The following is a 13,861-nucleotide window of genomic DNA, read 5'->3' as shown; positions in this document are numbered from 1 at the left end:
CACGGAGACGAAGCAACATGTGTGCAATGGCGTATACCGAATTTCAGCAGGAGTTGAGAAAGGCGCAGCTGACTGCGCGAGAGTTCGCCCGACTGATCCGGATGAACGAAAGCTCGATCACGAACTATTCGAGCAAGGGCACGGTGCCCTCCCACCTCGCGGTCATCGCGAAGCTGATCGGCGCGCTGGCCGCGCACGAGATCGACTTCCGGCGCGTGATCCGGCAGATGCGGATCGAACCGAAACGGCCGCGCGGCGTCGGCGTATTTCCCGCGGCCGACAAGCCGCGTGCAAGGAAAACCGCGAAAGCCGACGCGTGAGACGCGGCATGCGTCGAGTGCGGCACGGCTTGCCGCTCGACATTCGATGTCACCTCATGGGCAACGCGACGCGCGCCGCCCGATCGTCACCCCGCCGCACGAACGTGATCGAGCAGCGCCTGCAGCGGATGACGCAACTGCGTCGACGCCATCCGCTTCACCTGGCTGCGACATGAATACCCGGTCGCCAGCGCTTCGCGTTGATCGTCCGGCGCATCGACATGCGCAGCCCACGACTGCGAATAGATCGTCTTCGACGTCTGCAGGTTGCGCGCCTCGTGCCCATACGTCCCGGACATCCCGCAGCACCCGGCCGCCTGAACCTGCAACCGCAGCCCGCGCCGCGCGAACACCTGTTCCCATTGCTTGCCGCTGTCCGGCGCATTGGTCTTCTCGGTACAGTGCGGCAGCAGCCGGTACGCCCCGGACACCCCGCCCGCGCCGGCCTCCGGCAGCACCTGCAACAGCCATTCCTGCGGCAGCGCGACCTTCGGCACATCGGTGAGCCCCGTCACCTTCAGGTATTCCTGCCGATACGTGAGCGTCATCGCCGGATCGAGGCCGACCAGCGCGACGCCCGACCGCGCGAGCGCGGCGAGTTGCGCGGCATTGCGGATCGCCGCCTTCTCGAACGCCTGCAGAAAGCCCTGCACATGCAGCGCCTTGCCGTTCGGCGCGAGCGGCGCGAGCCATACCTGAAAGCCCACGCGCGCCGCCAGCTCGATCAGCGTCGCCAGTTGCTCGGTATCGAAATAGCGCGTGAACGTGTCCTGCACGATGACGACGCTGCGCGCGCGCTGCGCGTCGCTCAACGCCGCGAGCGCGTGCGGGTCGGCCGGCGTCACGTGCCATTGCCGGATCACGGCCGCGAGATCGAAGCGGCTCAGCAGCGGGCTGTCGACCATGCCGACCTGGCGCTCCAGCAGCGCGCGCACCCACCGCGCCCGCATCAGCCCGTTGTACAGCGCAGGCACCCGCGCCATCCACGGCATCGTGAATTCGAGCGAACCGATCAGGTAGTCGCGCAGCGGCCGCTGATAGCGACGGTGATACAGCTCGAGAAAACGCGAACGGAACTCGGGCACGTTGACCTTGACCGGGCACTGCCCCGCGCACGACTTGCACGCGAGGCACCCGGCCATCGCGTCGTACACCTCGTGCGAAAAATCGGCCTCGCCGTTGCGCGCGGCGCGGCTGTTGCGCCAGCGCGCGGCAAGGCCGCTCAGGAACGGCTGCCGCGCGCGCGCCGCCGCGACGACGTCGACGCCGGCCTGCCCTTGCAGGCGCAACCATTCGCGCATCAGCGACGCGCGCCCCTTCGGCGAATGCACGCGTTCGCGCGTCGCCTTCCACGACGGGCACATCGCGTCGTCCGGATCGAAGTTGTAGCACGCGCCGTTGCCGTTGCAGTGCATCGCGGTGCCGTAGCTCTGCCACACGCGCTCGTCGATCTGCCGGTCGTGGTCGCCGCGCGTCGGCACTTCGTCGATCTTCAGCAGCCGCATCGTGTTCTCCGGCGGCGTCGCGATCTTGCCCGGGTTGAACTGGTTGTGCGGATCGAACGCGGCCTTCAGTTGCTGCAGCGACGGATACAGCTCGCCGAAAAAGACCGGCGCATATTCGGAGCGCACGCCCTTGCCGTGCTCGCCCCACAGCAGGCCGCCATGACGCTGCGTCAGCTCCGCCACCGCATCCGACACGGGCCGCACCAGCGCGGCCTGCCGCGGATCCTTCATGTCGAGCGCCGGGCGTACGTGCAGCACGCCCGCGTCGACATGGCCGAACATTCCGTACTGCAGCCCGTGGCCGTCCAGCAGCGCGCGGAATTCCGCGATGTATGCGGCGAGGTTCTCCGGCGGCACCGCGGTGTCCTCGACGAACGGCTGCGGACGCGCCTCGCCCTGCACGTTGCCGAGCAGGCCGACCGCGCGCTTGCGCATCGCATACACGCGCTTCACCGCATCGTCGCCGGCCGCGAGCGTATGGCCGAGCCGCTCCACGCTCGTATCGGTGCGCAGATGGTCGACGAACGCGCGCACGCGTGCATCGACTTCTTCCGCATCGTCGCCGCTGAATTCGATCAGGTTGATGCCGAGCGTCGGCCGCCGGTCGTCCTGCGGAAAGTATTCGGCCACGCTGCTCCACACGAAGTCCTTCATCGCGAGCATCAGCACCTTCGAGTCGACCGTCTCGATCGACAGCGGCTCGTGCTCGATCAGCGCGCGCGCATCGCGCAGCGCGTCCATGAAGCCCGCATAGCGCACGTTGACCAGCACCGAAACCTTCGGGATCGGCAACACGTTGAGCTTCGCCTCGACGACGAAGCCGAGCGAGCCCTCGGCGCCGCACAGCACGCTGTTCAGGTTGAAGCGGCCGTCGGGTTCGCGCAGGTGCGCGAGGTCATAGCCGGTCAGGCAGCGGTTGAGCTTCGGAAACTTCGCTTCGATCAGCGCCGCCTTGTCGTCGCTGATGCGTCGCGCGGTGCGGTAGACCTTGCCGATGCGGTCCTGCCGCGCACAGCGGCGTTCCAGCTCGTCGCTCGCGAGCGCGTCGCTGTGCAGCTGCTCGCCGCCCATCAGCACGAAGTCCAGCGCGAGCACGTGATCGCGCGTCTTGCCGTACGTGCAGCTGCCCTGCCCGCTCGCGTCGGTGTTGATCATCCCGCCGACGGTCGCACGGTTCGACGTCGACAGCTCCGGTGCGAAAAACAGCCCGTGCGGCCTCAGCGCCGCATTGAGCTGATCCTTGACGACGCCGGCCTGCACGCGCACCCAGCGCTGCTCGACGTCGATTTCCAGGATCCGGTTCATGTTCCGCGACAGGTCGACGACCACGCCGTCGGTCAGCGACTGCCCGTTGGTGCCCGTGCCGCCGCCGCGCGCGGCGACCGCGACATCGCGATACGCGGGTTCCGCGAGCAGCCGGGCCACCAGCCGGACGTCGTCCGCATGCGCGGGACAGATCACCGCTTGCGGCAGGCGCTGGTAGATCGAGTTGTCGGTGGCCTGGACCGTCCGGTTCGCATGGTCCGCGCGGATTTCCCCGGCGAATCCGGCGGCCCGCAGCGCGGCGAGAAAGTCACGGTACGCGTTCGCGGGCGGGCTGGCGGGGCGGGGCAACGGGGCGATCGACATGGGGTAAAGGCGCAAGGTGGGTGAACCGGTGTGTTCGCGTGCTCGGAAACATGAGTTTTGAGCAAGTTTCCACGCGACCGGGAATTCCAGTATCTTTGTAAATTCCCTGAGAAACAAACGAATTCTCGCCCGGCGAATATTGCATAAAACTCATGAATTACCGTCGCCTCACCCCGTCGATGTCGCTGCTGCTCGTGTTCGAGGCAGCCGCACGGCACGAAAGCTACACGCGCGCGGCCGAGGAACTGTCGCTGAGCCAGAGCGCGATCAGCCGGCAGGTCCAGACGCTCGAGGATCAACTCGGCGTGCCGCTGTTCCGGCGCGAGGGCCGTTCCGTGAAGCTGACCGAAGTCGGACGCCGCTACTTCGTCGAGCTGAGCGGCGCGCTGGGGCGCATCCGCGGCGCGACGCTGCAGGCGATGTCCCACCAGGCGGGCGCCGGCACGCTGCGGCTCGCGACGTTGCCGACGTTCGGCTCGAAATGGCTGCTGCCGCACCTGCACGACTTCTACGCCGCGCATCCGGGCGTGACCGTCCACCTTCATTCGCGGATCGGCGCGATCGATTTCCTCGACGACGACCTCGACGCGGCCATCACCGTCGGCGCGGACGACTGGCCCGGCCTGCACGCGCATCGGCTGTACAACGAGTTCCTGATCGCGATCGCGAGCCCCGACACGAGCAGCCGCCGCAAGGCCGCAGCACGCACGCCGGCCTGGGCCGCGCAGCAGACGCTGCTGGGCGTGACGAGCAACCAGCAGGCGTGGGCCGAGTGGTTCTCGCACTATCGGCTCGATCATCGCCAGATGCGGATCGGCCCGAGCTTCGAGCTGACGTCGCACCTGATCCAGGCCGTGCGGGCCGGGATGGGGATCGGGCTGGTGCCGAAGGTGCTGGTGGAAGACGAGTTGAGCCGCCACGAGCTCGTGTCGATCGGCGACGCGATTACCAGCCAGCGCAGCTATTACCTCGTCTACCCGCCGGGGAACGATACGCTGCCGTCGCTCGTCGCGTTCCGCGAATGGTTGCTGAAGTCGTGCTGACGCGCCGCGGGTAACGCCGCGATCCGGCGATCGCCGGTCAAGCGCGCCATTCGTCGAGAATCTGCTCGGCGAGGTAGTCGCACGGTGCGCGCGCGGACTGCGCACTGCGCGCGAGTACGACTTCGAGTTCCCCCAGCGGCGGCAACCCGTGGCTCTCCGAAAGCTGCACGAGGTGTTCGGGAACGCAGCAGCGCGCCAGCGGCGCGACGGCGAGCCCGGCCTCGACCATGCTGAGCAGCCCGAGGTAGCTCGGGCTTTCGTATGACATCCGGAACGGGATGTGCTGCCGGTTCAGCGCCTTGATCGCGTGATCGCGCGCCATGCTGCCGCCGTGCGTGAAAAAGGCCACCGGCAGCGGCCGCTCCTCCCAGACGTTCCGCTTCGGCGACCCGGTCCAGACGATCGGCTCCATCCGGATCAGCTCGCCAGTCACGCCCTTGATCCGCGTGAGACACGCGAGGTCGACCGTGTTGTCCTTCAGCATCGGCACGAGCGCGCTGCTCGGCTGGCCGATCACACGCAATTCCACGCGCGGATGCATCGCGGCGAATTTGCCGAGCACCTGCGGCAGCAGCGACGAAATGTAGTCGTCGGGCACGCCGATCGTCACGCGGCCGCGTATCTCCGGGCGCACGACCGACGCCCACGCCTCGTCGCGCATCGCCAGCATCCGGCGGCCGTATTCGGCGAGCGTCCTGCCGTCGTCGGTGGCCGTCACGTTGCGCGTATCGCGGATGAACAGCGGCTTGCCGAGCGCGTCTTCCAGCGCCTTGATCTGCATGCTCACCGCCGACGGCGACCGATGCACGGCCTGCGCGCCCTGCGCGAACGATCCGGATTCCGCGACTGCCACCACCATCGCGAGCACATCGAGGTCGAGCTTTTTCATTTCATTCAGAAAATCTGATCAATCGATTCAGTTTATCCCGTTTTACTGTTCACCTCCACGGCTGGACAATCAATCCCGTCAGCACTCGTCGCAGGAAGCGGAAAACATGCATACGTCCGGATCGCTCTACGGATTTCTCGCCATCGGCGGCATGCTCGCGGTCACGCCGGGGCCGAACATGGTCTACGTGATGTCGCGCTCGATCGCGCAAGGGCGCGCGGCCGGGCTCATTTCGCTGGCCGGCGTGATGATCGGTTACCTGTTCTACATGTTCGGCGCGGCGTTCGGCATCACGACGCTGTTCATGAGCGTGCCCTATGCGGGCAGCGTGCTGGGCGCGATCGGTGCGGCGTACCTGCTGTACCTCGCATGGCAGGCGGTCAGGCCCGGCGGGCGTTCGCCGTTCGAGGTGCGGGCGCTGCCCAACGAGCAGCCGCTGCGGCTGCTGGCGATGGGCGCGACGACCAGCGTGCTGAATCCGAAGCTCGCGATGCTGTTCGTGTCGCTGCTGCCGCAGTTCATCGACTACCGGCAAGGCAGCGTGTTCGGCCAGTCGCTGTTTCTCGGTTCACTGCTGATCGCCGCGTTCGCGTCGGCAAACGGGCTGGTCGCGATCTGCTCGAGCAGCATCGCGAAGTTCCTGCACGGGCGCCCGACGCTGCTGCTCGCGCAGCGCTGGGCAATGGGCCTCATCCTCGGCGGCCTCGGCGTGCAGATGGTTGTCGATGCATCGAAGATGGCGGGCGTGGCGTGACGGCCGCGCTCGAACGAGCGCTGCGCGACCTGTTCGACGAGGATCACGGCAACCTGTTCGAACGGATCGGGGACACCGTGATGCGCGTCGCGTTCGAATTCAGCCACCGCAGCCAGATCCAGGTCGCGCGGCTGCTCGGCATCAGCCGCAACGTGCTGCGCGCGCGACTGATTCGTGCGAAGGAGATCGCGGCGGCGAAGTAGCGGCATCCGGGGCGGGCCACCGCCCGTGGTACGGCACGATCGCGCCCGCGATCCGTGCATTGACGTCCCGACCTGATGTATCGTGGCGCGAAGCGCGTACACGTCGCCGCGTGCCGCCGGCGGTGCCGGCCATGCCGGCGACAGGGCGCCCGCACGATCATCCGCTGCACGAGAGCCGTCCGGCGCCCGCGCGGGCCCGACCGAGCCCCGTTCACCCGTCAGGAACCGTCGCCATGAAAAAGCTTGTGAACCGCCCGTCCGATGTCGTGCGAGAAATGCTGGAAGGCATCGCGCGGCAGTCGCCGCATCTCGCGATCCTCGGCGACGAGCACGTGCTCGTCCGCCAGCCGCTGCCCGAGCCGGCGCAGCGGCCCGTCGCCGTCCTTTCCGGCGGCGGCAGCGGCCACGAGCCCGCGCACGGCGGCTACGTCGGCGAAGGGATGCTGAGCGCGGCCGTGTGCGGCGAAGTGTTCACGTCGCCGTCCACCGACGCCGTGCTCGCCGCGATTCGCGCGAGTGCCGGCCCGAACGGCGCGCTGCTGATCGTGAAGAACTACACGGGCGACCGGCTCAATTTCGGGCTCGCCGCCGAGCTCGCGCGGGCGGAGGGCATTCCGGTCGAGACCGTCATCGTCGCCGACGACGTATCGCTGCGCGGCCGTGTCGAGCGCGGCCAGCGGCGCGGGATCGCCGGCACCGTGCTGATCCACAAGCTCGCCGGCGCGGCCGCCGCGCGCGGGCTGCCGCTCGCCCGCGTCGCGGGAATCGCGCGCGACGCGGCGGCCGAACTCGGCACGATGGGCGTCGCGCTCGACGGCTGCACGATCCCGGGCGCCGACAAATCGGGCTTCAGCCTCGCCGATCACGAGATCGAGCTCGGCCTCGGCATCCACGGCGAGAAAGGCGTCGAACGCCGCGCGCCGCTGCCCGCCGACGCGCTGGTCGACACGTTGCTGTCGAGCATCGTCGCCGATCTCGTGCTCGACAGCGGCGAACGCGTTGCACTGTTCGTCAACGGTCTCGGTGCAACGCCGGACATGGAACTCGCGGTCGTGCTGCGCGACGCGTACGACAACCTGAGCCGGCGCGGCATCGTCGTCGCGCGCGCGTGGGCCGGCACGTTCCTGTCGGCGCTGAACATGCCCGGCTGCTCGATCTCGGTGCTGCGGCTGAACGAAGAACGCGCGGCGCTGCTCGACGCGCCGACGCAGGCACGTGCATGGCCGGGCGGCGGCGCCGTGAACACGCATATCCGCGTGGCCGCGGCCGACTCGCACGACGCACCGCTGCCGCCGCTCGACGCGGCCGGCCGCGCGTGGGCCGCGCGCCTGCAGCCGGCACTGCACGCGGTCGCGCAGACGCTGATCGATCACGAGCAGACGCTGACCGACCTCGATGCGGCGGCCGGCGACGGCGATCTCGGCGCGAGCATGCTGCGTGCCGCGCAGGCGATCCTCGACCTGCCGGAAACCGCGTACGGCACGCCGGCCGGAACGCTCGCGGCGCTTGGCGCCGCGTTGCGCCGTGCCATTGCAGGCAGTTCGGGACCGTTCTATGCGACCGCGCTGGTGCGCGCGTCGCGCCGGCTGGCCGAGATCGCCGAGCCGTCGGCGCGCGACTGGGCCGCGGCGTTCCGAAACGCGGTGGATTCGATCAGCGAACTCGGCGGCGCGCACGCCGGCGACCGGACGATGCTCGATGCGCTGGTGCCGGCTGCCGATGCGTTCGACCGTGCACTCGACAGCGATCGCGATCCCGCGAGCGCATGGGCGGCAGCCGTCGAGGCCGCCGAACACGGCGCGCAGGAAACGGCGCGCATGACGCCGCGCGCGGGGCGTGCGAGCTATCTCGGCGAGCGGGCGATCGGCACGCCGGATGGGGGTGCCGTTGCAGTGTCGTACTGGTTGCGCGCGTTGCAGCCGCACGTGCGGTAAGCGGTGGCGGCGCGCGCGATGCGCGCCGCCAGCATCAACCTGCCGCGCGCGTCCCGGTTCGTCCCGGCAACAGCGCGGCGCCGATCGCGGCCATGCCGAAACTCGCGAGCCAGCACCAGTAACCGATTGCATCGAGATGCACCGGCTCGACCCCGCCGCCTTCGTTGACGACGATCTGATGCTGCGTCAGGAAGCTCAACCCGAACAGCAGCGCGAGTGCGGCCAGTGCGACCGCGTGCGCGCGCAGGCGCTTCACGGTCAGCCACCAGGCCGCGAACACGAGCGGGTTCGCGAGCCACGCGAAGATGCCGAAGAACACGCCCATCCAGCCGGTCAGCAGCACCTGCCAGCCATCGGCCCACGGATGCGGATCCGGCGCGCCCGTGCGAAACGGCGCGGTGAACATCGCGACCAGATAGAACAGCACGCTGAGCGCCAGCAACGATGTGACGGCGCGGCCCATTGGCGGGCGGGCGGATTCGGCGGACGAAGTCGTCGCGTTCATGATGGGTCAGGCGTTGGATCGCGTCGAAAGCAACGCCCGATGCGTTGCGTTCAAACGCCGTCGACCAGCACCGCGCGATAGCGCGCCCCCTTGAAACGGTGCTGGACGACGGTCTGGTAGTCGGGGCCGTGATACCACGCATGCGCGGCTTCCTTCGACGGAAACTCGACGATCACGACACCCTCAGGCCCTTCGCCTTCCAGCGTTTCCTGCGGGCCATAAGCGGCGAGTACCTTGACCGGATGACCGGCAAGCGTCGCGCCGACCTTGCTCTGGTAGACGTCGAGTTCGTGCTGATCCTGTGTGCTTTCCCGCGTAAACACGATGTAGGTTGCCAAGATGCATACCCCTTGTGCGATGGTTGGGAGATCGGACGCAGGTCGCCGTTCCGCCGGCTTCATGCGCCGCGCCGGCCGCGCGGCCGGTTGTGCGGATTATAGATGCGCGCCGGAAAAACGCACGATCCGATCGAGAGCGCGCCCGACCGGTGCCGTCAAACAACGGGCTGCGTGCCCGGCAGCGCGGCGCCACGAATCAGTTCTTTGCCCGTCCGGGCCGCGCGGATCACCAGTTGCACGTAACTGTTCGTCTGCCCATAAGGCGAGAAGAAACGCTCCAGCACCGCGGCAAACACAATCAGGCTTGCGTCCCGCATGGCTGCTTCGTCGACAGACAACACGATCTCTATGCCGCGTACGAACGACGGCGGTTGATTGTGCAATGACATCCACCTGATCGCCGGCTTGTAGGTCAGGTCCGTGATCGCATCGATGCAACGCTGTGCCGCCGTTCCGCGCACCGCGTGCAACCGCAGGAACGCCTTGAACGCCGACAGTCCATCACGCGTCAGATCGATCGGATGCGATGTCAGCGCGGAAAGCACGCGCCACAGCGCACCATCGCCACGCGGCAACTGAGCTGACAAGGTCGGTTGTGTCATCAACTGAATCGGACAGTCCACCGTCTTGCCTTCGAGCAACAGGTCCCCAAGCGGATTGCCGATCGGCAAGCGGGACGGCAGAGCGCGATTGGTCGCGATCGTCACGACGTCGAGTTGCGGCAGCGCGGACCGTGCCGAGTGACCGTCCAGCCCGACCAGAGACAGCATCGTGGCGGGTACCGTGTTCAGTCCTACGTCGCGATCCCGGAACGCGACCCAATACATCCGGGACGGGTCCGCCGGCCCGGCGTGGCTGAATGCCTGATACGGCGCGACCGGTATGCGCGGTGTCTCGTGTTCGGTCAGCGGCTTCGGCCTTTTCCCGTCTCCCTGATCTTTGGTCTGCTCGCTCAGATAAACGGCTTCGATCGAATACGCATCGAGCGGAGCATGCGCAGTCAGCGGCACGGGACGAACGGGATATGCCGCCGCTCCCGTCAATACGATCGGTGTCGCGGGCCGAGGAAACAGGTTGATGACCGGCGTACAGAACAGCTTGAATGCGTTCGCGTCCACCGACTCGAGCATCTGCGCCGTATACGAGTCCGGCGATGTGTCGCGCAACACGACATGCAGCGTCAATGCTTGGGCTTCGGGCGCGCGCGCCGCCCGACGTACGCGACCGATGTCGAGGTCGACGAAGTCGAACATCTCGGGAAATGCGAAGTACTCGAGCAACGAGCGTAACGCCGGTGCCTCGCCGCGCGACGCCGGACTGGCCGGCAACAAACGTTCGTTGTCGGCAAAGCCGACTGACTCGAATGGCACTTTCGACAACGCGGTCCACCGGCGGCTCTGGTCAACCTCCACATACGCTGCCGCAGCGCGCAGCAGCAACGCATCGACCAGCGCCGCGACGAGCGGGCGATCTCCCGTGACGTGCATGCGCACCGGGCCATCCGGTATCGCGGAAGTGAACCGGCCGGTTGCCGCGCGAAATGTGATCGACACGATGCCGGTCGCGTCTGCGGGAAGTTTGGCGGCCGACGGCGCGAGCGTCGCCGGTGCATACTGCGCCGACACGATCTGCAGCGGCGTGAGCGTCACGTCATAGGCCGACCGGAACCGCACGGGTGCCGTGCGCGCATTCAGCGGTGTGCCGCGCGGGACGACAAGCGGCGCCGTCAACTGCCCGACCAGCGCAGCCGGTTCGAATCGGGCGATCGCGCATGATGGCACGACACGCAGGTAATGCGGATGAACGACTTCGAGCAACGCTTCGGTGAATTCCGGAAAGTCGTCGGCCAGTTTCGAGTCGAGGCGCGCGGCGAGGAACGAGAACGTCTGGATCAGTCGTTCCACATGGAGATCATCGGCTTGCCCACCCCGGATGCCAAGTCGCGCCGCGATCTTCGGATAGCGCACGGAAAATGCGGCGAGAGCCCGCGCAAACAACCCGAGTTCGTGTTCGTAATGCGACCGCAGTTCATCCATCCGGCGATAGCCTCGGTCGGTCGCACCGCACGCGGTTGGCGGGCCGCGCTGCGCAGGTTGGCTTGCGAGTACCGCGAAGTATCCTCGGCGCGACAACACCACTGCGATCATGCGTTGTCGCCATCCATGGCACATTCCTCATGCGAACTGTCATCCTTCCGTTGTGCCCGGTTATTCGATCGATGAAATCAAACGCGCACCGCATTCCGTCGGATCGTTGTCGAACGCGATCGCAGTACCGTGATGATTGCGTGTGCTGTTTTCCGGGAGTATCCGGAACTGGCCGCCGCACTTCGGACATTCCGTCAAATCCCCCGCCTGCGCGACGGGGATGCCCTGAGCCTTCAGGTCGTCGCTCGCGGAAATCACGTGGCCACCGTGGGTGGTCTTGTCATGCAGGCGGATCACGCCGCGCCCGTTTTCGTCTTTCATCGAAGCTCCATCGTCATGCAGTGCGTGCGGTTGGTTTGTCGAGCCAGGCCGCTGCGTTTTGCTCGCCGTCCGCTTCTCCGGTCCAGTTGCGGGCCCGCGACTTGGGATCGTTCGGGTACTCGCCACGCTGCTGAGCCAGAACCGTGTCGCCCCAACCGACTGGTGTACCGGGGCGGGGTTCTGCGTAAGGATCGTCGGAGGCAACCGCCGAGATTTGTTTGATCGTGTCGGGCCACACTGGGGCGCGGCAAGTTGCGTTCGCCACGAAACGCATGACCGTGAAGACCAGAATCAACGGCATCATCAGCAAGCGGATCGCCATCGGCGCTTGCATCCCGAAGCCGTACAGCGAAAACAGGAATGATTCGCGCAGCGTCTCATGCTGCGTGTGGAACAGCATCGGCTTGGGCAGACCGTTCGGCCCGTCGTTCATGTACGCGCACCAGTAGTTCCACTGCGCGAGCGCCATTTCGACTTCGCGCTTTCCAGCCCATTCCCGGCCGATCGAGAACACACGCGTGACGTTACCGTGGTCGTCGACCGTGTAGTGGCGAATGTGGAAGACCGTGCCGAAGGATGTGTCCTCGCGATGCAGGCAGAAGATCGACTCTTCGGTCCACGGTGCCTCCCAAACCACGTCACCTTCACCGGCCTTCCCGAAAAAGCGCCGCGCACGCATCGCGTACAGCTTGCGTGCTTCGCGGTGGAAGCGGATTGGGCGATAGCACAGGCCAAAGAATAGGCCGCGCCCGAGTTTCCAGACAATCGTGCCGAAAATGATTACCGGGAGAAGCGCTATGCAATTAAATACAAACATCCAAAACGCAGGCGCCGGATCGGCATGCGTCAGCAAATAAATATACGGACCAATCCCGATACATAGGAGGGCTAGCGCCACTCCGGTCGCGAACCACTGCTTCTCGAGAAAAGATGGTTCGATCACGTCCATGTAGGTTGAGTTAACGCTGAACGTCGATCCGAAATCTTTGACGTCCGGACCTACGGAACGATTTGTTGGCAGTCGATGTGTCATGTCCCACACCGGTATCGGCTGACCGATACATTTCGTCATTACTCGTTCGTCCATGCGTCAGCCTCTTGCCACGGAATCGAACACGTCCGTGCTGTCTCGAACGAGTCGCCATGGTCCTCGACGCTAAACCGGCGGCATGGACCCCGTTTGATTTGCATTCCTTTCTTCACACAGCGCGTGGCGGTTTGTCGAGCCAGACCGCTGCGTTTTGCTCGCCGTCCGCTTCCCCGGTCCAGCCTCGAGCCCGCGATTTGGAATCGTTTGGGTACTCCCCACGCTGCTGAGCCAGAACCGTGTCGCCCCAACCGACTGGTGTACCGGGGCGGGGTTCTGCGTAAGGATCGTCGGAGGCAATCGTCGATATTTGTTTGATCGTGTCGGGCCATAAAGGGGCGCGGCATGTAGCGTTCGCCACGAAACGCATGATCGTGAAGACCAGAATCAGCGGCATCATCAGCAGGCGGACCACGATCGGTGCTTGCATCCCGAAGCCATACAGCGAAAACAGGAACGATTCGCGCAGCGTCTCGTGCTGCGTGTGGAACAACATCGGCTTGGGCAGACCGTTCGGCCCATCGTTCATGTACGCGCACCAGTAATTCCACTGCGCAAGCGCCATTTCGACCTCCCGCTTTCCGGCCCATTCCCGGCCGATCGAGAACACACGCGTGACGTTACCGTGGTCGTCGACCGTGTAGTGGCGAATGTGGAAGACCGTGCCGAAGGATGTGTCCTCGCGATGCAGGCAGAAGATCGACTCTTCGGTCCACGGTGCCTCCCAAACCACGTCGCCTTCACCGGCCTTCGCGAAAAAGCGCCGCGCACGCATCGCGTAAAGCTTGCGTGCTTCGCGGTGGAAGCGGATTGGGCGATAGCGCAAGCCGAAGAACAGGCCGCGCCCGAGTTTCCAGGCGATTCCACCGAATACTAGTACGAATGATAAGGCCATCAAATCGGCCACAAACAATATAGAAGCAGAAGCGTCGTCGGTGTGAGTATAGTTGTACATATATGGGCCGTATAAGGCAGCCATAAATACAACAAACACCCCGGTAATAAACCACTGCCTATTCAAAAATGACGGTTCAATCACATCCATGTAGGTAGAATTAATGCAGAACGTCGACCCGAAGTCTTGGACGTCTGGTCCGACCGATCGGTCAATCGTCAGACGATGACTCAGATCCCATTCCGGCACCGGCTTGCCAATACATTTCTTCATTACTCGTTCATCCATCTG

12 protein-coding genes and 1 pseudogene are annotated in these 13,861 nt (G+C 65.8%); 5 read left to right on the top strand and 8 right to left on the bottom strand.

Annotated features, from left to right (window positions below; translation table 11 throughout):
- The first annotated feature begins 17 nt into the window (after window positions 1–17).
- Window positions 18–320, top strand: a complete 303-nt coding sequence (locus LXM88_RS00910; RefSeq protein WP_262531213.1) for an XRE family transcriptional regulator — start codon at window positions 18–20, stop codon at window positions 318–320.
- Between the two features lie 86 nt (window positions 321–406).
- Here LXM88_RS00910 and ydiJ read toward each other — a convergent pair whose 3' ends face one another.
- The gene (gene ydiJ / locus LXM88_RS00905; protein WP_262531211.1) at window positions 407–3,454 is read right to left on the bottom strand and encodes a D-2-hydroxyglutarate dehydrogenase YdiJ; all 3,048 of its coding nucleotides are present in this window, start codon (window positions 3,452–3,454) and stop codon (window positions 407–409) included.
- Between the two features lie 152 nt (window positions 3,455–3,606).
- Here ydiJ and LXM88_RS00900 point away from each other — a divergent pair, with 152 nt between their 5' ends.
- Complete coding sequence (locus LXM88_RS00900; RefSeq protein ID WP_262531209.1) at window positions 3,607–4,497, top strand: LysR substrate-binding domain-containing protein; 891 nt, start codon at window positions 3,607–3,609, stop codon at window positions 4,495–4,497.
- Window positions 4,498–4,534: 37 nt separating this feature from the next.
- Here the strand turns inward: LXM88_RS00900 and LXM88_RS00895 are convergent, their stop codons facing one another.
- Window positions 4,535–5,386, bottom strand: a complete 852-nt coding sequence (locus tag LXM88_RS00895) for a LysR substrate-binding domain-containing protein (RefSeq protein WP_262531207.1) — start codon at window positions 5,384–5,386, stop codon at window positions 4,535–4,537.
- Between the two features lie 106 nt (window positions 5,387–5,492).
- Between LXM88_RS00895 and LXM88_RS00890 the strand changes: the two genes are divergently transcribed.
- The 3 genes and pseudogenes from LXM88_RS00890 to LXM88_RS00880 all read left to right on the top strand — a co-directional run bounded on the left by LXM88_RS00890 (window position 5,493) and on the right by LXM88_RS00880 (window position 8,277).
- Window positions 5,493–6,140, top strand: a complete 648-nt coding sequence (locus LXM88_RS00890; protein WP_262531205.1) for a LysE family translocator — start codon at window positions 5,493–5,495, stop codon at window positions 6,138–6,140.
- Window positions 6,140–6,343: pseudogene (locus LXM88_RS00885) on the top strand (sigma-54-dependent Fis family transcriptional regulator); the annotation flags it as partial. The gene LXM88_RS00890 and the pseudogene LXM88_RS00885, both read left to right, overlap by 1 nt.
- Before the next feature lie 233 nt (window positions 6,344–6,576).
- On the top strand, window positions 6,577–8,277 hold the full coding sequence (locus LXM88_RS00880; RefSeq protein ID WP_262531203.1) for a dihydroxyacetone kinase family protein: 1,701 nt from the start codon (window positions 6,577–6,579) through the stop codon (window positions 8,275–8,277).
- Between the two features lie 34 nt (window positions 8,278–8,311).
- Here the strand turns inward: LXM88_RS00880 and LXM88_RS00875 are convergent, their stop codons facing one another.
- From LXM88_RS00875 to LXM88_RS00850, 6 genes are all read right to left on the bottom strand, one after another.
- Complete coding sequence (locus LXM88_RS00875; protein WP_262531202.1) at window positions 8,312–8,782, bottom strand: hypothetical protein; 471 nt, start codon at window positions 8,780–8,782, stop codon at window positions 8,312–8,314.
- A 50-nt stretch (window positions 8,783–8,832) separates the two neighbouring features.
- On the bottom strand, window positions 8,833–9,120 hold the full coding sequence (locus LXM88_RS00870; RefSeq protein WP_262531200.1) for a DUF1330 domain-containing protein: 288 nt from the start codon (window positions 9,118–9,120) through the stop codon (window positions 8,833–8,835).
- A gap of 155 nt (window positions 9,121–9,275) precedes the next feature.
- Window positions 9,276–11,267, bottom strand: coding sequence for a type VI secretion system baseplate subunit TssF (tssF, locus tag LXM88_RS00865; RefSeq protein WP_318654673.1), 1,992 nt, complete (start codon window positions 11,265–11,267; stop codon window positions 9,276–9,278).
- Between the two features lie 60 nt (window positions 11,268–11,327).
- Window positions 11,328–11,588: a PAAR domain-containing protein gene (locus tag LXM88_RS00860; RefSeq protein ID WP_262531199.1), complete on the bottom strand. Its 261-nt coding sequence runs from the start codon at window positions 11,586–11,588 to the stop codon at window positions 11,328–11,330.
- Window positions 11,589–11,601: 13 nt separating this feature from the next.
- Window positions 11,602–12,675, bottom strand: a complete 1,074-nt coding sequence (locus tag LXM88_RS00855) for a DUF6708 domain-containing protein (RefSeq protein WP_262531198.1) — start codon at window positions 12,673–12,675, stop codon at window positions 11,602–11,604.
- Window positions 12,676–12,787: 112 nt separating this feature from the next.
- Entirely contained in the window at window positions 12,788–13,858 is a 1,071-nt protein-coding gene (locus tag LXM88_RS00850; protein ID WP_262531196.1) for a DUF6708 domain-containing protein, read from the bottom strand.
- Window positions 13,859–13,861: the final 3 nt, after the last annotated feature.

The organism is Burkholderia sp. S-53 (assembly GCF_025560745.1).
GTDB lineage: Bacteria > Pseudomonadota > Gammaproteobacteria > Burkholderiales > Burkholderiaceae > Burkholderia > Burkholderia pyrrocinia.
Note: the sequence above shows the minus strand (reverse complement) of the source record. Positions and strands in the feature narration are given on the sequence as shown.